The organism is Microbacterium sp. PAMC22086, from assembly GCF_019443525.1.
Taxonomy (GTDB): Bacteria; Actinomycetota; Actinomycetes; order Actinomycetales; family Microbacteriaceae; genus Microbacterium; species Microbacterium maritypicum.
This window is the reverse complement of the sequence record NZ_CP080380.1, coordinates 482,069-501,253: the sequence shown is the minus strand read 5'-3', so window position 1 is coordinate 501,253 and position 19,185 is coordinate 482,069. Positions and strand designations below refer to the sequence as shown.

The 19,185-nt window shown below is 67.8% G+C and carries 17 protein-coding genes; 11 read left to right on the top strand and 6 right to left on the bottom strand.

What is annotated here, in order from left to right:
- Positions 1 to 118: 118 nt before the first annotated feature.
- Positions 119 to 1,375 carry a hypothetical protein gene (locus tag KY497_RS02460; protein ID WP_219869736.1) on the top strand — a complete coding sequence of 419 codons (1,257 nt, stop codon included), beginning with the start codon at positions 119 to 121 and terminating at the stop codon, positions 1,373 to 1,375.
- Positions 1,376 to 1,446: 71 nt separating this feature from the next.
- Here the strand turns inward: KY497_RS02460 and KY497_RS02455 are convergent, their stop codons facing one another.
- The 3 genes from KY497_RS02455 to KY497_RS02445 form a co-directional block, all read right to left on the bottom strand.
- On the bottom strand, positions 1,447 to 1,674 hold the full coding sequence (locus KY497_RS02455; RefSeq protein ID WP_219869735.1) for a helix-turn-helix transcriptional regulator: 228 nt from the start codon (positions 1,672 to 1,674) through the stop codon (positions 1,447 to 1,449).
- The gene (locus tag KY497_RS02450) at positions 1,674 to 2,162 is read right to left on the bottom strand and encodes a DUF2975 domain-containing protein (protein WP_055869207.1); all 489 of its coding nucleotides are present in this window, start codon (positions 2,160 to 2,162) and stop codon (positions 1,674 to 1,676) included. Before KY497_RS02450 ends, KY497_RS02455 begins: the two co-directional genes overlap by 1 nt.
- A 115-nt stretch (positions 2,163 to 2,277) precedes the next feature.
- Positions 2,278 to 3,933, bottom strand: coding sequence for a glycosyltransferase family A protein (locus KY497_RS02445; protein WP_219869734.1), 1,656 nt, complete (start codon positions 3,931 to 3,933; stop codon positions 2,278 to 2,280).
- Between the two features lie 225 nt (positions 3,934 to 4,158).
- On the opposite strand from KY497_RS02445, the gene KY497_RS02440 reads away from it, so the two are divergent.
- From KY497_RS02440 to KY497_RS02430, 3 genes are all read left to right on the top strand, one after another.
- The gene (locus tag KY497_RS02440) at positions 4,159 to 4,794 is read left to right on the top strand and encodes a PadR family transcriptional regulator (protein ID WP_141387299.1); all 636 of its coding nucleotides are present in this window, start codon (positions 4,159 to 4,161) and stop codon (positions 4,792 to 4,794) included.
- A gap of 48 nt (positions 4,795 to 4,842) precedes the next feature.
- On the top strand, positions 4,843 to 6,558 hold the full coding sequence (locus KY497_RS02435) for an AarF/ABC1/UbiB kinase family protein (protein WP_219869733.1): 1,716 nt from the start codon (positions 4,843 to 4,845) through the stop codon (positions 6,556 to 6,558).
- 135 nt (positions 6,559 to 6,693) lie between these two features.
- Positions 6,694 to 8,694 (top strand): BCCT family transporter, encoded by a 2,001-nt coding sequence (locus KY497_RS02430; RefSeq protein WP_151486718.1) that lies wholly within the window; start codon positions 6,694 to 6,696, stop codon positions 8,692 to 8,694.
- Between the two features lie 3 nt (positions 8,695 to 8,697).
- Here the strand turns inward: KY497_RS02430 and KY497_RS02425 are convergent, their stop codons facing one another.
- A complete protein-coding gene (locus KY497_RS02425) occupies positions 8,698 to 10,242 on the bottom strand; it encodes an SDR family oxidoreductase (protein WP_219869732.1) in 1,545 nt (514 codons plus the stop codon).
- Positions 10,243 to 10,642: 400 nt separating this feature from the next.
- Here KY497_RS02425 and KY497_RS02420 point away from each other — a divergent pair, with 400 nt between their 5' ends.
- On the top strand, positions 10,643 to 11,116 hold the full coding sequence (locus KY497_RS02420; RefSeq protein WP_258185820.1) for an SRPBCC domain-containing protein: 474 nt from the start codon (positions 10,643 to 10,645) through the stop codon (positions 11,114 to 11,116).
- A complete protein-coding gene (locus KY497_RS02415; RefSeq protein WP_258185819.1) occupies positions 11,113 to 11,430 on the top strand; it encodes a metalloregulator ArsR/SmtB family transcription factor in 318 nt (105 codons plus the stop codon). The genes KY497_RS02420 and KY497_RS02415 overlap by 4 nt, the downstream gene beginning before the upstream one ends.
- Before the next feature lie 3 nt (positions 11,431 to 11,433).
- Here the strand turns inward: KY497_RS02415 and KY497_RS02410 are convergent, their stop codons facing one another.
- The gene (locus KY497_RS02410) at positions 11,434 to 12,186 is read right to left on the bottom strand and encodes an SDR family NAD(P)-dependent oxidoreductase (protein ID WP_055869213.1); all 753 of its coding nucleotides are present in this window, start codon (positions 12,184 to 12,186) and stop codon (positions 11,434 to 11,436) included.
- A gap of 131 nt (positions 12,187 to 12,317) precedes the next feature.
- Positions 12,318 to 13,343, bottom strand: coding sequence for a LacI family DNA-binding transcriptional regulator (locus KY497_RS02405; RefSeq protein WP_219869730.1), 1,026 nt, complete (start codon positions 13,341 to 13,343; stop codon positions 12,318 to 12,320).
- A 195-nt stretch (positions 13,344 to 13,538) separates the two neighbouring features.
- On the opposite strand from KY497_RS02405, the gene KY497_RS02400 reads away from it, so the two are divergent.
- Genes KY497_RS02400 through KY497_RS02380 form a run of 5 tightly spaced genes read left to right on the top strand, consistent with a single transcriptional unit; the run spans position 13,539 to position 19,177 of the window.
- Positions 13,539 to 14,921: an extracellular solute-binding protein gene (locus KY497_RS02400; RefSeq protein WP_218682119.1), complete on the top strand. Its 1,383-nt coding sequence runs from the start codon at positions 13,539 to 13,541 to the stop codon at positions 14,919 to 14,921.
- Positions 14,921 to 15,856 carry a carbohydrate ABC transporter permease gene (locus KY497_RS02395; protein WP_200935179.1) on the top strand — a complete coding sequence of 312 codons (936 nt, stop codon included), beginning with the start codon at positions 14,921 to 14,923 and terminating at the stop codon, positions 15,854 to 15,856. The genes KY497_RS02400 and KY497_RS02395 overlap by 1 nt, the downstream gene beginning before the upstream one ends.
- A gap of 7 nt (positions 15,857 to 15,863) precedes the next feature.
- Positions 15,864 to 16,697 carry a carbohydrate ABC transporter permease gene (locus KY497_RS02390; protein WP_055876214.1) on the top strand — a complete coding sequence of 278 codons (834 nt, stop codon included), beginning with the start codon at positions 15,864 to 15,866 and terminating at the stop codon, positions 16,695 to 16,697.
- A gap of 36 nt (positions 16,698 to 16,733) precedes the next feature.
- Positions 16,734 to 18,245 (top strand): glycoside hydrolase family 32 protein, encoded by a 1,512-nt coding sequence (locus KY497_RS02385; RefSeq protein ID WP_219869729.1) that lies wholly within the window; start codon positions 16,734 to 16,736, stop codon positions 18,243 to 18,245.
- Entirely contained in the window at positions 18,239 to 19,177 is a 939-nt protein-coding gene (locus KY497_RS02380; RefSeq protein ID WP_219869728.1) for a carbohydrate kinase, read from the top strand. Before KY497_RS02385 ends, KY497_RS02380 begins: the two co-directional genes overlap by 7 nt.
- The last annotated feature ends 8 nt before the right edge of the window (positions 19,178 to 19,185 follow it).

The following is a 19,185-nucleotide window of genomic DNA, read 5'->3' as shown; positions in this document are numbered from 1 at the left end:
GCCGGAGGACCGGTGCATGCTCCGAGTCTTCCTGCACGACCAGAAGGTTCGAAAAGTTCTCGACAGTTCGTGCTTTCGTGGCGGGGAGCAGGGCCGGGAGAGGTCTAGCGTTGCGCGGATGAACCTCTCCGAGCACGTCCACGTCACCTGGGCTCTTCACGTCGAGATGTCGGTGACCGATCGGCCTGACCTCACCCGGGTCATCGGTGTGCCGCGCGACGCGCCCTCCTATTGGATCGTGGAGGCCTACCGGCTGAGCCTCGGGCTCGAGCCCGAGACGCCCGACTCTGAAGACGGGCCCGACCACTCGCCCCTCATCGATCTCGTGTCCTGGAGGGGCAACACGCAGCGGGTGTCGATCCCCGGCGTCGCTGACGTGGTCGACGTGACGATCAGCGGACCGTTCGAGACCACGATGGGGGAGCCGCGCGTCACCGTCGTCGATGCGGGTCGCGTGCAGGCGGAAGAGCAGACGGAGGCCGCGGGCTGGCAGGTGCAGCGACCACCGTTCCGGGCGGAGCATGTGGCGTTCGAACTCGCGCAGCGCTTCGGACTGGTGCAGCCGCGACTCGACCCGATCGCTGCGAGTGAGCGGGGCGACGGCCTGCGCGCCTCCTCCTCGCTGGTGACGCTGTGCGAGTCGTTGACGCCCGTCCGTCGACTGGCGCTTCTCGCACACCTCGAAGGCACGGGGCTCATCGACGCCGCTCCGCCCGGCCAGGTGGCCGCGGACTCGGCGACCGTGGAATCGGCGACCGCAGGTCTGCGGGGTCTCGTTGCGCGGATCGGCCCTGACGGCGTCGAGCAGGACCCGGTAGCCGGGTGGCTGCCCCGCGCGGCCGTCGCCGAGGCCGTCGAAGACCTCGGGTGGCACGACGCGGAGGCGTCCGACGTGCCAGACCCCGTCGATGCCCTGGCATTGCTGGCACGGCAGACGAAGGCGGTGCGCAGGCTGCGCGGTCGCATCGTGGTCACGCACCTCGGGCACGCGCTGGCGAACGGTGAAGCGCGCGGCTTCCTCCGGGTCGTCGGCGTCGTGAGAGCGCACGGCAAGGAGCGGCTGTTCCCGCATGGGCAGCTGCGCGCCGTCACCCTCGCGCTGCTGGCCGTCGCCGACGGGTCGGTCATGGCGTTCGACGAGCTTCCCGAAACCGTCACGCGCGGTGAGGCTGCGGTCGACGAGGGGCGAGGCCACGGTGGGAGGTTCTCCGAGTGGTCACTGCGATCGCAACGGGAGGGCGACGCGGAGCGCGGATCCGGAGATCGATATGCGGTGCGGCGGGTGGTCGAGAGCCTGTGCGCCCTCTCGTCGCCCGGAGCATTCGCATCGATCACTCCAGCGATGCGCGCCGTCGCGGGCGCAGCTCTGTGGTGAGGGCGGTGGCGATCGCGGTCGACGGCTGACGGCTGACGGCTGACGGCTGCTGGAGCGCCGTCGCTGTGATGTCAGTCTGCGCGGCCCGCGCCCCCATCGGGCTCCCAGCGCAACAGGTCGCCCGGCTGGCATTCGAGCACGGCGCACAGCGCGTCGAGCGTCGTGAACCGCACGGCCTTCGCGCGACCATTCTTCAAGACGGCGAGGTTGGTCGGGGTGATGCCGATCCTGTCGGCGATTTCGCCGACGCTCATCTTCCGCCGCGCCATCATCACATCGATATCGACCACGACGGGCATCAGATCACCTCGTTGTCGAGCTCTGAGCGCCACGAGCGCGCCTCTGCCTCGCGGTCGATCGCCTGCCGCAGCAGCGCCTTCATCACCACGACCAGCAGCGCCATTCCGGCGAGCACCACTCCTGCGCCCCCGATCAGCGCCACGACACCGGGAGCGATCGATCCCTGTGCGAGCAGGGCCGCCAGGATCCAGGTGAGCAGCGCAGCCGTCAGGATCGCTCCGATGATCACGTCGACGTACCGGAAGGAGGACTCCGAGAAGATCGAGCCGGCGCGCACCCTGGTCAGCAGCATCCACACGCACACGCCGAAGACCTGGAGTGTGCCGACACCCAGGACGACGAGGGAGACCAGGAAGATCCGGCCCCACAGCTCGTTCTCGCCGAGGTCGAGCCACAGCAGAGGGACGATCAGGGCCTGCACCGCCACGGAGCCGAGCATCGCCACAGCGATCACGATGCGCAGCACGAGGATCGTCAGTTTTCCCATGGAGTGACCTATCGTCGAAGAACATGGGAAATCTATCGATATTCGTTCGATCTGGCAAGTCGGATCACTCCGGGCGACCGTCGAGACCCCCTCGGATGGAGACCGCGGAGGGGTCTCAGCGCTTCCGCAGGAGAGCGCGGAGTCTGCGGGCGGTTCGTCCGGCGAAGTCCTTCACGCGTCCACCCGGCCATTCGCGGCGGAGCTCGACGCGGCCGTCATCCGTCGCCACGAGAGCGCATGAGCGTCCGGCGAGCAGAGGCGACCGCCCGGCGCGGGCGAGCACGGCGGGGGTGGCCTCGAGCGGGGTCTCGAACGTCCACCCCGCGCGGCGGACCTTCACGGTCAGGGCGCCTCCGCGCGACTCGTCGCTCGGGCCGAACACCTTCAACGGATCGATCGCGACGCGGGCGGCGTCGAGATTGCGGGGGTGCCGGCCGCCGATGTGACGTTCGGCGCCGGTCTCTCCATCTCGGAGGAACAGGTCGACCCGGTCGTTTCGCAGTTCTCGGCCGGCGACCAGCAGGTTGTCCGGAAGACCCTCGATCGTGGAGACGGGGAGGGAGACGAGCCGGATGATCTTCTTCGAGCGCGTGGGCGTGGATCCGGCATCCGCCGCGCCGACGCTCTTCGCCGCGGCGTTCTGGTGTGCGGAATCTGAGCCGCCGTCGTCGGTGGGCGCCGAGGACGTCACCTCGGAGCGCGACGTCTCGAAGACGAAGGCGTCGTGGCCGTCTCTCGTGAGGGTCACGCGGAGGGTCAGGTGAAGGCCGCCGCCACGAGACCAGTGCGCTTCGGTTACGACGGCCCGGCACACGGTCTCGGCCTCGAACCGCGCAAGGCCGAGCAGGTCATCGCGACGGCCGGCGCGGAGCAGGGCCGCGCGGATCCGGTGGGGGAAGCCGAGGCCGGCATCGACTCCCGGGCCGAACTTCTCCTGCACCAACGGGGTCACGACGTCGAGGAGGCGGTCGCGGTAGTCGTCGGGATACCGGACCATCTGTCGTCCGGAGAGCCGTTTCAGGATCTTCCCGCGGAACCAGTGCCGCAGCAGGCGGTCACGCAGCTTCCCGGGTTCGGTGTGCGCCTCGACGAGATCGAGCACCGTCTCCAGGTGGGGGAAGTACGTGTCGGGGTCGATGCGCGACGAGCTCGCGCTGCCGGGCTCCTTCACCCAGGCGTAGCAGGGCTCGCTCGCCAGGATCGAGATCGTCGATGCGGCGAAGTAGGCCTGCATCACGAACAGATGATCCTCGAGTCGCACCTTGCCCTCGGGGAAACGGATGCCGTTGGCCCGGAGGAACGAGGTGCGGAACATCTTGTGCGGTGTGAGCATCTCCAGCAGGGGGTCGGTCCCGAGCACCGCGCGAGGGACGTCGTGGCTGAAGATCCGGCTCGGGAGGCGACGACCGATGCCGACCTCCTTGCCCACGATCACGTCGGACGAGTTCAGGTCGGCGTAGTCGCACAGCTTCTCGAGCGCACCGTCGAACAGGTAGTCGTCCTGGTCGACGAACTGCACGTAGGTTCCGCGGGCGGCATCGACTCCGTGGTTGCGGGGCGTACCCGGCCAGCCGGAGTGCTCCAGCGAGAGCACGCGCACGTGGGGTCGATCGCGGGCGATGGCCGCCAGGCGCGCGCCGGTGGGCTCGCCGGAGCCGTCGTCGCACAGGAGCACCTCGAAGGCCGAGGTGCCCAAGGTCTGGCGATCGAGCGAAGCGATGAGGTCGTCGAACGAGGGTCCGGGTCGGAACACCGGGACGACCACGCTCACGCGGATGGCGTCTCCAGTGCTGGTGCTGTTCTCCGGTCGATCACTCTGTGACAAACGTCTCACTCCCCCAAGTCGACAAGTCACCGAGCTAACCACGACTTCCTGTGTGCGTCACCGGGCTTGCGCGATGCCCGGGCGTGTGCACTCCGGGCTCGGAGACTCCCACCCCACACACAGCATGAACGATATATCGTTGAGTATCGTTCACCACAGCAGGAGGTCATCATGAACAACGCATTCCCCTCCAACCCGTTCGGCGGCAACGGCGGCTCAGGGAGCAACGGCGGACCCGGCGGACTCTTCGGCGGCTCCGGCTTCGGAACGGGCCCCGGTGGTCCGGCCTCCGCGATCTTCGAGGCGATGGACCAGCTCCGCAAGTCCTTCGAGTCCCGCCCTTCCGGAGGCTCGCGCATGGCCCGCGGCGACGTCCGCACGGCCGTGCTCTCGCTCCTCGCCGAGAAGCCCATGCACGGCTACCAGATCATCAACGAGATCGCCGAGCGCAGTGGCGGCACCTGGAAGCCGAGTGCCGGCTCCGTGTACCCGACGCTGCAGCTGCTCGCCGATGAAGGACTCATCGAGGCCGAGGAGCAGAACGGCCGCAAGACCTACTCGCTCACCGAAGCAGGGCGAGCGATCGCCGACGAGAGCTCCGAGACCCCGGCTCCGTGGGAGTCGTCCTCCAGCAAGGACGGGAACCGCGACAACGCCCGCTTCCACGCGCTGCCCAAGGCGGGCGTAGACCTCGCAGCGGCGGCCGCCCAGGTCGGTCGCAGCGGAAGCCCGGAGCAGGTGCAGGCGACCATCGAGATCCTCGACGAGGCGCGCCGTAGGCTGTACTCGATCCTCGCCCAGGACTGATCGCGCAGTGCGGCATCCGGTGAGGAGCGGCGAAAAGAGGATGACGCGATGAAGGATGCCGCGGCGCAGGGCGCCCATCGTGCCCGCTACCGTCGCATCCTCTCATTCGCGGCGCGAGAACTCGTCAAGATCTGGTGGTTCGAGCTCGTCCTCCCGCGGTTCGGGATGAGTGCTGTCGCGGAGCGCACGCGTGGACCGCGCATGCAGAAGTTCGCACGGCGCTTCCACGCGCTCGCGATCGAGCTCGGCGGTCTCATGATCAAGGTCGGGCAGTTCATGTCGTCGCGCCTGGACGTGCTGCCTCCGGAGATCACCGCCGAGCTGGAGGGGCTGCAGGACGAGGTGCCTGCCGTGCCCTTCGCCGACATCCGCCGCGCTGCCGAGGCGGAGCTGGGCCGACCGCTCGCGCAGGCGTATGCCTGGTTCGACGAGACGCCGGTGGCTGCGGCGTCCCTCGGTCAGGTGCACCGTGCCCGTCTCTCGGAGCTCGACGCCGCCGACACCGGCCTCGACGGCGTCGTGGTGAAGGTGCAGCGTCCGGGCATCGATGAGATCGTCGCGGTCGACCTGGCGGCGCTTCGACGCGTCGCGCGGTGGCTGACCCGTGTGCGCCTGGTCGCCGACCGCGTCGACGCCCCGGCGCTCGTGGAGGAGTTTGCCGAGACCAGTCTGGAAGAGATCGACTACCTTCATGAGGCTGCCAGCGCCGAACGGTTCCGCGAGAACTTCGCCGGCGACCCTCGCGTCGGCACCCCCGAGATCGTGTGGGAGCGCTCGACGCGTCGGGTGCTGACGCTGTCGGACGTCACGGCCATCAAGATCAACGACACCGACGCTCTTCGCGCGGCCGGCATCGATCCGTCCGACGTCGCCGCCGTGTTCGCCGAGGTCATGTTCGATCAGGTCTTCACGCACAGCTTCGTACACGCCGACCCCCACCCCGGCAACATCTTCGTCACGCCGTCGCCCTCTGCGGAGGGCGCGGTCGAGCAGGGCTCTGATCGGGGCTTCCGGCTCACCTTCATCGACTTCGGGATGATGGCCGAGATCCCCGCGAGTCTTCGCGACGGGCTGCGCATGCTCCTGATCGCCGTCGCCGGGCGCGACAGCCGCGGCCTCGTCGCGGCGGCGCAGGAGATCGGCGTGCTGCTGCCCTCCGCCGACACCGCCGAGCTCGAACGTGCGCTGACGGCGTTGTTCGCCCGCTTCGGCGGCATGGGCTTCGCCGAGCTGAGCAAGGTCGATCCGCGCGAGTTCCGCGACTTCGCCGAGGAGTTCGGCGACATGGTGCGCTCTCTCCCGCTCCAGCTGCCCGAGAACATGCTGCTGCTCATCCGTGCCGTGTCGCTCACCTCGGGCATGTGCAGCGGGCTCGACCCGGCCTTCAACGTGTGGGACGCGGCCGAGCCCTACGCCGGGCGCCTGCTGCGCGACGAGAGCGGCAACATCGTGCAGGCCTTCGCGAGTCAGGCGATGGACACGATGAGCACGACCTGGAGCCTGCCCGGCCGCATCGACAGGATCATCACCCGCATCGACGACGGCAACATCTCCTTCGACACCTCGCGTCTGGAACGTCGCCTCGATCGCCTCGAAGGCATCGCCCGTCGCATCGCCTCGGGAGTGCTGTTCGCGGCCCTGCTCATCGGCGGTGCGCTGCTGGTCCCGTCGATCGCGCCCTTGGGCATCACGCTGATCTGCGCCTCGGCGCTTCCGCTGCTGCACGCCCTGTTCGCAGGGTTCGGCCGCCGCGGCCCGCGTTGACCGCGGCGCGCTCGGGAAACCCGCACCACACGGCATCGGGTCGCCGCGCCGTTCCCCGATACGCGGCGGATCGGGCCGATGGTCCCGGTCCTCCGCTTTCGCGGGCCCACGGCTCGCATGACAGGATGGGATGCCATGGAGACCCCTGACGAGAAGCCCGACGATCGCTCCGCAGGACACACACCTCCGCGTCCTCGCACGGATGCCGTCGGCACAGGCGCGAACCGCCTCCCGACCAAGGCCACCGCGACGGCGAGGAAGATCGTCCGCGACATCGCCGCCGTCCCCCCGCGCAGTGTGCACCCGGCCCTCGTGCCCGGCGTCTCGGTCGAGGAGACCGGACGCACCTACCGCACCGACCCGCTCGTGTTCGGAGTCGCGGTCACCCTCGTCGTCTCCTTCATCGCCTGGGGCATCTTCGCCGGCGACAACCTCTCCGGCACCACCTCTGCGGTTCTCGGCTGGGTCGTGGAGTACTTCGGTTTCTTCTTCACCACCATCGCCACGATCGTGTTGGTGTTCATGCTCTTCGTCGGCTTCAGCCGATACGGTCGCATCCCCCTCGGCCGCGACGACGAAGAACCCGAGTTCTCGATGTTCTCCTGGATCTCGATGCTCTTCGCCGCGGGCATGGGCATTGGACTCGTCTTCTGGGGCGCGGCTGAGCCGCTGACGTTCTTCGAGAGCCCGCCACCCGGCACCGTCGAGGCGAACACCCTCGAGGCCATGCACACGGCTCAGGCGCAGGTGCTCTACCACTGGGGTCCGCAGGCATGGGCGTTCTATGCCCTGGTCGGCGGCGCCATCGCGTATGGGGCGTTCCGCCGCGGTCGCACCCCGCTCATCTCCTCGATCTTCGCGCCGTTGCTCGGCGAGGGGCGCACGGCCGGGCCTCTCGGTCGCACGATCGACGTGTTCGCGATCATCGTCACGCTGTTCGGTACCGCCGCCTCGCTCGGTCTCGGCGCTCTGCAGATCGGGCACGGCGTCGAGCTGGTCAGTGGCATCGGCGAGCTCGGAAACGGTGTGCTGATCGCTGTCATCGCGTTGCTCACGGCGTGCTTCATTGCGTCGGCGGTCTCGGGAGTCTCCAAGGGCATCCGTGCGCTGTCGAACATCAATGCGGTGATGGCGCTCGTGCTCGCCTTCTTCGTGTTCTTCGTCGGCCCGACGATGCTCATCCTGAACATCATCCCCTCGATTGCGGTGCAGTTCGTCGGCGATCTGCCGCAGATGATCGCACGCTCGGCATCACAGGGTGAGGAAGCTCAGGCCTTCCTGTCGAGCTGGACCATCTTCTACTGGGCCTGGTGGATCTCATGGTCTCCGTTCGTGGGCATGTTCATCGCGAAGATCTCACGCGGACGGACGCTCCGTCAGTTCGTGTCGGTCGTGATCCTCGTCCCCTCGGCCATCTCCCTCGTCTGGTTCGCGATCTTCGGCTCGACAGCCATCCAGCAGCAGATGGATGGAGCGGGGCTCACGGTGGACCCCCCGGAGGAAGTGCTCTTCGGTGTGCTGGAGAACCTGCCGTTCCCGCTGATCACGAGCGTGCTGCTCATCCTGCTCATCTCGATCTTCTTCATCACCGGTGCGGATTCGTCGTCCCTCGTGATGGGCACCCTGTCGCAGCAGGGGCGACCCGAGCCGACCCGCTGGGTGACGATCGTCTGGGGATCGCTCGTCGGCGTGATCGCCGCCGTGCTGCTCGTCACCGGCGAGGAGGGGAGCGGGCTGAAGTCTCTGCAGAACGTGACCATCATCGCCGCGCTGCCGTTCGCGATCATCATGGCGTTCATGATGGTCGCCTTCATGAAGGACCTGCGGCGTGATCCGCTGATCCTTCGCGAGCGCTACGCCAAGGCCGCGGTGCGGCACAGCGTCATGGCAGGGCTCGAGGAGTACGGCGACGACTTCGCTCTCGTGGCGGTCGAGTACGACCACTCCGAGGACGACCTCGACTGGATCGACGAGTCGACCGTCGACGACTCGCTCGCCGAGGTGTACGAAGCGGCGACCGAGGCGATCGACATCATCCCGCCGGCCGACGTGGATGCGGTGGTCGATGCGGCTCTGGAGGACGGCCCCGTCGCACCGGATGCGGCAGATGCTCCGGAGCGTCCTCGCGCCGACTGAGCGCTACTTCGCCTTCGCCGCTTCCGCGGTGGCGGTGATGCGCGCGGCCATGCCGGCGAAGATCGCCCCGTGGAACGGGAGCACGGCGAGCCAGTACAGTCGTCCGGACAGCCCGCGGGGGAAGAAGATCGCGCGCTGCTCGTAGCGGGCGCCTTCTTCGTCGGGAAGGGCGCGCAGTTCGAGCCATGCCTCGCCAGGGACCTTCATCTCGGCGCGCAGGCGCAGCAGCGAACCGGCATCCGCCGTCTCCACGGCCTCGACGCGCCAGAAGTCGATCGCATCGCCGACGCGCGCGGCCGTGCGATTGCGGCGGCCGCGGCGGAGTCCGACACCGCCGACGATGCGGTCCATCCACCCGCGCACGGCCCAGAGCAGCGGCGAGGAGTACCAGCCGTTCTCCCCGCCGATGCCGAGGATCACGCGCCACAGCTCGTCGGGTGAGGCGCTGGTGGTCACGGAACGGGAGTCGGTGAACACCGTGCGTCCGGCCCACTCCGGGTCGCTCGGCAGCGGGTCGCTGGGCGCTCCGGAGACCTCGGAATCCTGCCAGCTGGTCTCGATGGTGTCGCCGCGCACCCGACCGAGCGCGAGGTCCACGGCGCCTCGGTAGGGTGTCAGGCCGTTCTCGGGGCGGGGGATGAGCTCGTCGACCTCGTGGTCCTTCATGATGCACTCGTTCTGCAGCGACGCCACGAGAGGGCGCGCGATCGAGCGCGGCACCGGGGTCACCAGGTTTACCCAGTGCGAGGCGAGCCCGGGCGTCAGCACCGGGAGGGCGGCGATCGCGCGCTGGCGGAGTCCCGCCTCGACCGCATAGCCGTTCATCATCTGGCCGTAACGCAGCACGTCGGGGCCCCCGATGTCGACGGCGCGGTTCACATCGGCGTCGACTCGCGCCGCCCCGAGCAGGTAGTGCAGCACATCGCGCACGGCGATCGGCTGGATGCGATTGCGCACCCATTTCGGCGCCGGCATGTAGGGCAGCACGTCGGTGAGGTGGCGGATCATCTCGAACGATGCCGACCCCGATCCGATCACGACTCCGGCCTGCAGCACGAGGGTCGGCACGCCCGACCGCAGGAAGATCTCGCCCACATGCACACGCGAGCGCAGGTGCGGCGAGAGCTTCGCGTCGTTCGGATGCAGCCCACCGAGGTAGACGATGCGATGCACGCCCGCGTGTGCCGCGGCAGCGGCGACCGTCTGCGCCGCACGCTCATCGCTCTCCTCGAAGCCCTTGCCCGCCGACATCGAGTGGATCAGGTAGTACACGACATCGACGTCGTCCATGGCTTTCGCGACGGCATCCGCATCGTCTGCCGAGCCCTCGACGATCTCGCAGTCCGCCCCCCAGGGGAACGACGCCGCACGCGCGGCATCCCGTGCCAGCACCCGCACCCGGTACCCCGCGTTCAGCAGGCGCGGCGTCAGCCGACCGCCGATGTATCCGGTCGCGCCGAGCACGAGCGCGCGCGGTGCGGATCCGTCGTCGCGGGGGACGGCGCGCAGAGTCTCTTCGCGGCCGGTGGGCTGGGTGAGTTCGGGCATGCCACGAGCGTAGGCCGGGAGGGCGCCGAGAGGAACGGGGTTGCGGGGTGTGACGGCGATCGGTAGGGATGCGGTGCGCCGGACGGACGGGCGGACGGGCGGACGGGCGGATGGAAGGCGTCGGACGGGCGGCGTCGGACGGACGGACGGGCCGACGGAAGGCGTCGGGCGTGCGGTCCGGCGCGGACGGTTCACATGTCGGAAGGATGCACGCATGCAGGGAGCCCGCACGGCGATTCCTCCTGCATCCGTCATTTCCTCCGACAAGTGGCACGACGTGAGGAGATTAGTGCAACCTGAGGGTTGCGCACCAGGGTTGCATGTGCAACCCTGGGATTGCGGTTGGCCGACCGGTCGACGGAACATGCGGGAGATCCCGAAAGGACCCATCATGGTGAGCATGACCCACAACGAGGCATCCGTCGTCGACGAGGAGTCGTTCTCGGTTCGGCGAAGCATCCAGATCGCGGCACCCGTCGAGAAGGTGTGGCGTGCCGTGGCCGAGCCGCAGCACATCTCCCGCTGGTTCGGGCGCACCGTGCTCGACGGCGCCGGTGTCGGCGCGACCGGCACGATGACGTTCCCGGACTACGACGTGATTCTCCTTCGCGTGGAGGAGTACGACGAACCGCGGCGCATCACCTATCGCTGGAACAACGACGACGCCCTCGGGAAGCTGCCGGACAGCATCGACGAGTCGACCTCGACCGTGTTCACCTTCACTCTCGAAGAGGTGGATGGGGGCACGCGGCTCACGGTCGTCGAGAGCGGCTTCGAGCGCACGTCCGAGCCACGGGCCAACCTCGAGTCGCATCGCACGGGCTGGGACCTGGAGCTGGACAAGATGGTGGCACTGGTGGAAGGCGAAGCGTGATCTCAGAAGCCCTGCTGCCCATGTTCGCGGCACTCGCGGACGAGACACGCTGGAGCATCCTGACGGCTCTCGGCGAGGGGGATGCTTCGGCATCCGCCCTCGCCGGGCGCCTTCCGGTGTCTCGCCAGGCGATCGCGAAGCACCTCGCGATCTTGCAGGAGGTGGGGCTCGTGGAGTCCGTGCCGGTGGGGCGCGAGGTGCGCTTCCGCGTCGTCGGCACCGAGCTCTCCGCCACGGCGGCGAAGCTCGACGCGATCGGACGCGAGTGGGATCGTCGTCTCGCTGCGATCAAGGAGATCGCGGAGGGGCTGTAGGTCTCAGAGGGCGGTGTATCCGCCGTCGACCAGGTGGTAGCTGCCGGTGATGAAGCTCGCGGCGTCGCTCGCGAGGAAGGCGATGAGGTTCGCGACCTCGTCTGCCTGCCCCAGGCGGCCGATCGGGTGCTTGCTCACGAGGAACTCCTTCGCCTCGTCGCCCATGTTCGCCAGCAGCGGGGTGTCGATGAAGCCGGGGCCCACCGAGTTCACGCGCACGCCCTTGGCGGAGTACTCGAGCGCCGCCGACTTGGTCATCCCGACCACGCCGTGCTTGGCCGTGACGTAGGCGGGGGAGCCGGCGAAGCCGACGCTGCCGAGGATGGAGGCGATGTTCACGACCGAGCCGCCGCCGTTCGCGAGGATCGACGGGATCTGCGCCTTCATGTTGCGGAAGACCGCGTTGAGGTTGATCGCGATGACCTTGTCCCAGGCCTCGTCCTCGTACTCGGCCGTCGGAGCGGTGGCACCGCCGATGCCGGCGTTGTTGACGCCGATGCGCAGGGGCGCGAGCGAGTTCGCGAGTTCGATGGACGACGCGATCCACGCCGCATCCGTCGCGTCGCCGACCGAAGCCTCGGCCGTGCCGCCGGCCGCGCGGATCTCCTCCACGACCGCATTCGCGTGATCCGCATTCAGGTCGTTGACCACGACCGATGCGCCGTTCTTCGCCAGCAGGAGGGCGGTCGAGCGACCGATTCCGCTTCCTGCTCCCGTCACGATCGCCGAGCGGTTCGAGACGTCGTACTGAGCCACGAGTGACTCCACTTCCGGGCGGGCACGGTGCCGGGAGATCTTCTCGGACGGTCCGTCCTTCTCTCCAGCCTACGCCTGAAAGACGGGGGTGGATTCACGTGAATGGATGCCGCACGTCGGCGCCTCGTGCGTCAGCTCAGGTGGCGGATGGAGGCGCGGACGATGACGGGCATGGGGATCAGCATCGCGCTCAGAGGGCGGTCGCCGAGCAGCATCTCGACCGCGGTGCGCCCGATCACGTCGTAGGGCAGGCGCGCGGTCGTGAGCCCCGGTCGTTGGAAGCTCGCCAGCTCTTCGTCGTCGAACGACGCGACCGAGATGTCGTGCGGCACCGTGAGTCCGCGCTCTGCGATCGCCTGATACGCCCCGAATGCCACTCCGTCGTTTCCGGCCAGGATCGCGGTGAGATCGGGGTGGGCATCGAGCATCCGCATCGTCTGCGTGTAGCCGACGTCGGGGTTCCAGTCGGACACGTCGACGACGACCGGTTCTATGCCTGCCTCGGCGAAGGCGGCGTGGATCCCGTCGAATCGGGGGCCGATGGTGACCGAGTGGCGCGGTGACGAGACCGCGCGGGGGTTGTTGCCGATGACGCCGATCCGTCGGTGTCCGGCGTCGGTGAGCAGCTTCGCCATCGCGTGCCCGGCGGTGCGTTCGTCGGGGAGCACCGAGGCATGTTCCGTCGTCGAGGTGCCGTTCACGATCACGACAGGTACGTCGTGCGGCGTCTGCGGCACATCGATCATGCGGGCGCCGAGCAACCCGATCAGGATGCCGTCGACGCGCCGATCGATCATCGCCTGGATCTCATCCGCGATCTTCGCATCATCGCCCTCGGTCTCGGCGATCAGAACGGTGTAGTCGTGCTCCTTGGCTGCGGAGAGGAGGCCGCGGATCATCTCGGATGCGTAGCGGGTCACCGTGATCCGGTCGGAGATGAAGCCGAGCGTCTTCGTCTTGCCGAGCCGCAGGCTCTGAGCTGCGGGATTGGGTCGGTATCCGAGCTCCTCGGCGGCGGCGCGGACCCTGCGTGCGGCATCGGCGGAGAGGCGCGAACCCGGCCGGTCGTTCAGGATCATGCTGACGGCGGTCTTCGACATGCCCGAGAGCGCGGCGACATCGGCGAGCGTCGGCCTGCGATCGACGTTCTTCGGCACCGGCTTCCTCCTGTCGTGACATCTCCAGCTTAGGCAGTGCGGGCGCTCCCGCGGAACCACAAGCGTTGAATTGATTTAGCAAACTGCTTGCAGCCCCCGGTCCGCGATGCTAATGTCGGCGTGCTGAATCAATTCAGCATCTCCGTGCGGATACAGCTTCCCGCCTGCGGAGTCACGAAAACAGGAGAGAACATCGTGGTTGATCTCACTCGCAGGGCGCTGTTCGGGGCGATCGGACTGGGCATCGTCGGCACCGTGGTCTCGTGGCCGCGGCTCACCGGATCCGACATCCCGGGTCGCGGCACCGACACTCTGACGGTCGCCCTCTTCGGCACGGCGCAGGACGCGGTGGCGCGTCAGTCGCTGATCGACGGATTCCAGCGCAAGCATCCCGGCATCGAGGTGCGCATCGTCGCCATCCAGGGTCAGGACTGGAGCGAGTACTTCGCGAAGATCCTCACGATGATCGCGGCGGGCACGCCCCCGGATGTCGTCACGGTCGCGACCGAGGGCTCGCAGCTCTTCGCTTCGCGCCTCGCGCACCCGCTCGATGACTTCGTGCGCAGGGACGCGGCCGAGATGCAGGAGTACTTCGACGACGTGCATCCGACGCTCATCGAGGCGTTCATGTACCAGGGCAGCCTGTTCCAGATGCCCGACAACTTCAACGCGGCGAACGTCTTCTACAGCACCCAGGCCATGGAGCGCGCGGGGCTAGAACGCCCCGCCGACAACTGGACTCTGGAGGAGTTCCTCACCACGGCCCGCTCCATGAAGAAGAGCGCTCCCGAGCAGTTCCTCCCGTACTTCTGGAACAACCGGCTCTGGGGTGGTGTCGTGCCGTGGCTCTACGTCAACAACACGAGCTTCCTGCGCGAAGAGAAGGCAGGCGGAGGTGACTGGTTCTGGGATCGCTTCTACCCCGACCAGCCGTCCCGCAGCGGAGGCTACGTGTGGAAGCAGGCCGACGCTCTGAACGAGCATGCCGTCGAGAGCTTCTCCGTGCTGGAGCGCATGGTCTCGGAGGGCCTTGCGGCGAACCCCGCGCAGGGCGGTGGAAACGAGCTGGTCTCGCTGTTCTCAACCGGCTCGGTCGGGATGACACCCGCAGGAGGATTCTGGGTGCGCGGCCTCGAAGAGGCAGGCGTCGCGAACGACGCGTATGACGTCACCTACTTCCCGCGGATGTCGGGACAGCGGCATCAGTTCGGCGCGGGCGGCTACGCGATCATGGAGACCTCGCCGCGCAAGGACGAGGCCTGGGAGTGGCTCAAGTACTGCGTCTCGGTGGAAGGGATGAAGATCGCCCACCCGCGACCCGACTCTTCTCTGCCCCGCCGCTCGCTCAACGCCGAGCTGTACGGCGCGGGGGTGGGGCCTGCCCACTGGGAAGTCTTCTACGACACCCTCGACAAGTTCCCCGACACCGGCCCGATGCCGGCCCCGCCGCAGCAGGCCGCAGTCGAGTCGGCCCTGCTCAAGAACGTGGTGTCGACCATCACCAACGGTCCTTCCGGCGTACGCCGGGGCCTTGAGACGATGCAGCGAGATCTCGAGATCGCGCTGGGAGGACGATGATGTCGGAGAGCACTCGCACCCTCACCGTTCCGCCGGGAGCACGCGGCGAGACCGGCACCACAGCTCGATCCGGGCGCGCGATCGTGTGGATCTTCCTGGCACCCACCCTGATCGGCCTCGGGCTGTTCAACCTCGTGCCGATCGTCGGATCGTTCGTCCTGGCGTTCTTCCGCTGGGACATCATCTCCGATCCGGTGTTCGTCGGAGTCGACAACTTCGTCGACCTCGCGATGAACCCGACGGTGCGCGTGTCGTTCCTGAACACCATCGGCTTCGTCATCGTGGCGGTCATCCTGCAGCTCACGGTCGCATTGGTGCTCGCCATCCTCGTGCAATCGAAGATGCCGACGTGGTTGCGCACCTTCTTCCGGTCGTCGCTGTTCTTCCCGCTGATCCTGTCGGCCGCATCTGTCTCCCTGATCATGGCCTATCTGTTCAATCAGGAGTTCGGGCTCGTGAACCAGACGCTCAACCTGATCGGCATCGCCGACGTCGGGTGGCTGACGACCGGCTTCGGGGCGAAGGTCGTGGTGCTGCTGGTCTACGTGTGGCAGAACTTCGGCTTCACGTTCCTGCTCTTCATCGGAGGGCTCGCCGCGATCCCGAGCGAGGTCTACGAGGCGTCGTCGCTCGACGGCGCGGCCGGGTGGACGCAGTTCCGCATGATCACGCTGCCCCTGGTGAGCCCGACCCTGCTGGTCGCATCGGTCATGGCCATCATCAACGCGCTGCAGATCTTCGATCAGCCGTGGGTGCTCACCCGCGGCGGGCCCGGCGATGAGACCCGAACCGCCGTGATGGTGATCTACGAGTCCGCCTTCCGGGAGCTCGACTTCGGTGGCGCCTCCGCCATCGGAATCGTGCTGACGCTTCTCATCATGCTCGTCACGGCCATCCAGTTCCGGCTGAGCCGCCGATTCGTCTTCTACGGGTGAGGCCATCATGACTACGACAATCATCACGAAGCGCTCGTGGGCACACAGCCTCGGCACGGGTGGCAAGTTCGTCATCCTGGGGTTGGCGGCCTTCCTCACTCTCGGGCCCGTCGTGTGGACCCTCGTCACGGCGCTCTCGCCCACTGACAGCGTCACACAAGAGGTCACGGTCGGATTCGGTGCGTTCGCCGACGTCTTCACCAAGATCCCGCTCTGGCTGTATGCCTGGAACAGCGCGCTCGTGGTGATGCTCGTCGCAGCGGGGCAGATGCTCTCTGCCGCGATGGCGGGCTACGTCTTCGCCAAGTTCGAGTTCCGCAGCAAGAAGATCCTGTTCGCCCTGATCCTCGCGACCATGATGGTCCCGCTGCAGGTCACGATCGTGCCCGTGTTCATGCTGGTGAGGGGCATGGGCCTCGCCGACACCCTCCTGGCGCTCATCGTGCCCGCCTTGCCCACCGCATTCGGCACGTTCCTGATGCGGCAGTACTTCATGGGCATCCCGACGGAACTGGGTGAGGCCGCTCAGCTCGATGGTGCCGGCCCCTGGCGCACGTTCTTCGGCGTGTACCTGCCGCTGGCGACGCCGGCTCTCGCGATCGTCGGCATCCTCGCCTTCAACTATCACTGGAACGAGTTCTTCCGACCGCTCATCATGACCATCAGCGATCAGAACTTCACCCTGCCACTGGGACTCGTGACGCTGCAGGGCAACCTCGGCACCGGCAGCATCTCGACGGTGCTCGCCGGCGTGATCCTCTCGATGATCCCTGCGCTCCTGGTGTTCTTCTTCGGGCAGAAGCCGCTGCGCGAAGGACTCACAGCGGGCGTCGGCAAGTGACGCACGCCCCCATCAAGTAGAAAGACGACTGCCCCGGTGACCCTCACTGACCTTCCCCCGGTCCGCACCACGAGCCCGCGCATGCACTTCGCTCCGCGCAACAACTGGATGAACGATCCGAACGGTCTCGTCTTCCACGATGGCCTGTACCACCTGTACTTCCAGTACAACCCGCAGGGTGTCGAACACGCCAACCTCAGCTGGGGGCATGCGACGAGCGCCGATCTCCTGCGATGGACCGAGCACGACCCTGCGATCCTGTGGGACGACACGGCGCAGATCTACTCCGGCTCCGTCGTGGTCGATCACGGCAACACCTCCGGCTTCGGCACCGACCAGGATCCGGCGTTGGTGGCGCTCTACACGGCAGCTGCGCCTGGACGCCAGGCGCAGGCTCTCGCATACAGCACGGACGGCGGGTACGTCTGGACGAAGTACGACGGTAATCCGGTGCTCGACCGCGGCACGAGCGACTTCCGCGATCCGAAGGTGTTCCGGTACGACGACGGAGGGGACGGGTACTGGGTGATGGTCGCGGTCGAGGCCGAAGACCGCCAGGTGCTGTTCCACCGCTCCGACGACCTCACGACCTGGACCTTCCTCTCGTCGTACGGTCCCGCGGGCCCGGTCGGCGGTGTGTGGGAGTGTCCTGACATGTTTCCGCTCGCGGTCGACGGCGATGACGACGATGTGCGCTGGGTGCTGTTGATCAGCCTCAACCCCGGCGGTATCGCGGGCGGTTCGGGGACGCACTACGTGGTGGGCGATTTCGACGGTACGACATTCCGCGCCTCCGTTCCCCACCCCGCTCCGCCGCGGGCGCTGCTGAGAGACGGCAGTCAGTCCCGCGACGAGCTCGAACGCTATGGCTGGATCGATTTCGGACCCGATTGCTACGCCGGTGTCACGTTCGACGGTCTGGCTCGCGACGAGCGGACGCTCATCGCCTGGATGGACAACTGGGAGTATGCCGGTCGCATACCGGGTGGGGACTCCGACGAACACCGCAGTGCGATGACGCTACCTCGCCGGCTCTCGCTCACGCGCGACGAAGTGGGGGCCGAACGCCTGCGGCAGCACCCGGCGGTCGACCTCGATCCCGGCGAGAGCATCGACCTCGCCGGTGTGGCCGGCAGCGTCGTGCTCGCCGAAGGGGTCGCCGGAGCCGCGCGGGTCGGCTTCACCGCGACGTTCGGCGATGCGCAGAGCGTCGAGCTGCACATCGAGTCGGCATCGGATGACGGTCGGGTCGTGATCCGTCAGGACCGTACGAGCGGACGCATCGAACTCGTCCGCTCCGGCGAGAAGATGCCGTTGGGCTTTTACAGGTTTCCGTCGATGCGTCTCGACCGGCCGCGCGAGGTCGGATGGGACCTCTGGATCGACGATCTGAACGAGCGGGTGTCGTCCATCGAGCTGTTCGCCCAGAACGGCGAGAGGGTGCTCACCGCGCTGGTCCCCGTCGCGTCGCCGCGCACGTACACCGTGGCAGTCATCGGAGGAACGCTGCGCGGGGCGCGCGCCGATGTCGCGGAGCGGGGATGCTGACCACCCGCTGCCTCGTCGTCGGTGAAGCTCTCGTCGATGTCGTCGACGGCGTGCCCCACCCGGGCGGATCGCCCATGAACGTGGCCATCGGCCTCGCCAGACTGGGGATCGATACGAGATTTCTCACCCGGATCGGAGACGACGAGTACGGTCGGATGCTGGGCGAGCATCTCGTCCGTGAGGGCGTCGCTCTGACCGCGGCGAGTCTCAGGGGCGGGGAGTGCACCTCTCGTGCCACCGCCGTGATCGGCACGGACGGCGCGGACGTCTACGACTTCGACATCGAATGGACCTTGTCCGAGTCGACCGCGATCGTCGAGGCGGCGGAGGCCGACGTCATCCACGTCGGGTCGATCGGTGCGTCGCTCGAACCCGGGGCGACCGCCGTCCGCGCGATGCTCCGAACGGTCTCGAGCCGCACTCTGCGCACGTACGACCCGAACATCCGGCCGGCGCTTCTCCGACCACGAGCTGCAGCCGTGGCGCGCGTCGAGACGATCATGGCCGCATCGCACGTCGTGAAGCTCAGCGACGAGGATGCCGACTGGCTCTACCCCGGTCGCGCTGTCGATGATGTGCTCGCGCACCTGCTCGCTCGGGGTGCCAGGATGGCCGTTGTCACGAGGGGTGGCATCGGGTGCACCCTCGCGATCGCGGGTGGTGGGCGGCCGGTGACGAGGCAGGCGATCCCGGTGAGCGTGGTCGACACGATCGGTGCCGGTGACGCCTTCATGTCCGGCCTCGTTTACGGACTCGTCTCTGGGGGCCTCGTTTCGGCGCTCACCGCCGAGGTCTTCGCCCCCGACGCCGATCTCCTGAGGGCGCTCGAGCGAGTCGTCGACACTGCGCTCGCCAGTGCGGCCGTCGCGGTGTCTCGCACCGGCGCTGCCCCGCCGCACCTGGACGAGTTGGCGCACAGTTCGGTGTCCTGACGCGGGGT

Bases quoted from the DNA above. Each gene is read 5' to 3' on its own strand.
- KY497_RS02455 (WP_219869735.1), bottom strand. From the start codon at position 1,674: ATGCCCGTCGTGGTCGATATCGATGTGATGATGGCGCGGCGGAAGATG.
- KY497_RS02435 (WP_219869733.1), top strand. From the start codon at position 4,843: ATGAAGGATGCCGCGGCGCAGGGCGCCCATCGTGCCCGCTACCGTCGC.
- KY497_RS02395 (WP_200935179.1), top strand. From the start codon at position 14,921: ATGTCGGAGAGCACTCGCACCCTCACCGTTCCGCCGGGAGCACGCGGC.
- KY497_RS02380 (WP_219869728.1), top strand. From the start codon at position 18,239: ATGCTGACCACCCGCTGCCTCGTCGTCGGTGAAGCTCTCGTCGATGTC.
- KY497_RS02425 (WP_219869732.1), bottom strand. From the start codon at position 10,242: ATGCCCGAACTCACCCAGCCCACCGGCCGCGAAGAGACTCTGCGCGCC.
- KY497_RS02450 (WP_055869207.1), bottom strand. From the start codon at position 2,162: ATGGGAAAACTGACGATCCTCGTGCTGCGCATCGTGATCGCTGTGGCG.
- KY497_RS02430 (WP_151486718.1), top strand. From the start codon at position 6,694: ATGGAGACCCCTGACGAGAAGCCCGACGATCGCTCCGCAGGACACACA.
- KY497_RS02460 (WP_219869736.1), top strand. From the start codon at position 119: ATGAACCTCTCCGAGCACGTCCACGTCACCTGGGCTCTTCACGTCGAG.
- KY497_RS02440 (WP_141387299.1), top strand. From the start codon at position 4,159: ATGAACAACGCATTCCCCTCCAACCCGTTCGGCGGCAACGGCGGCTCA.
- KY497_RS02390 (WP_055876214.1), top strand. From the start codon at position 15,864: ATGACTACGACAATCATCACGAAGCGCTCGTGGGCACACAGCCTCGGC.
- KY497_RS02420 (WP_258185820.1), top strand. From the start codon at position 10,643: ATGACCCACAACGAGGCATCCGTCGTCGACGAGGAGTCGTTCTCGGTT.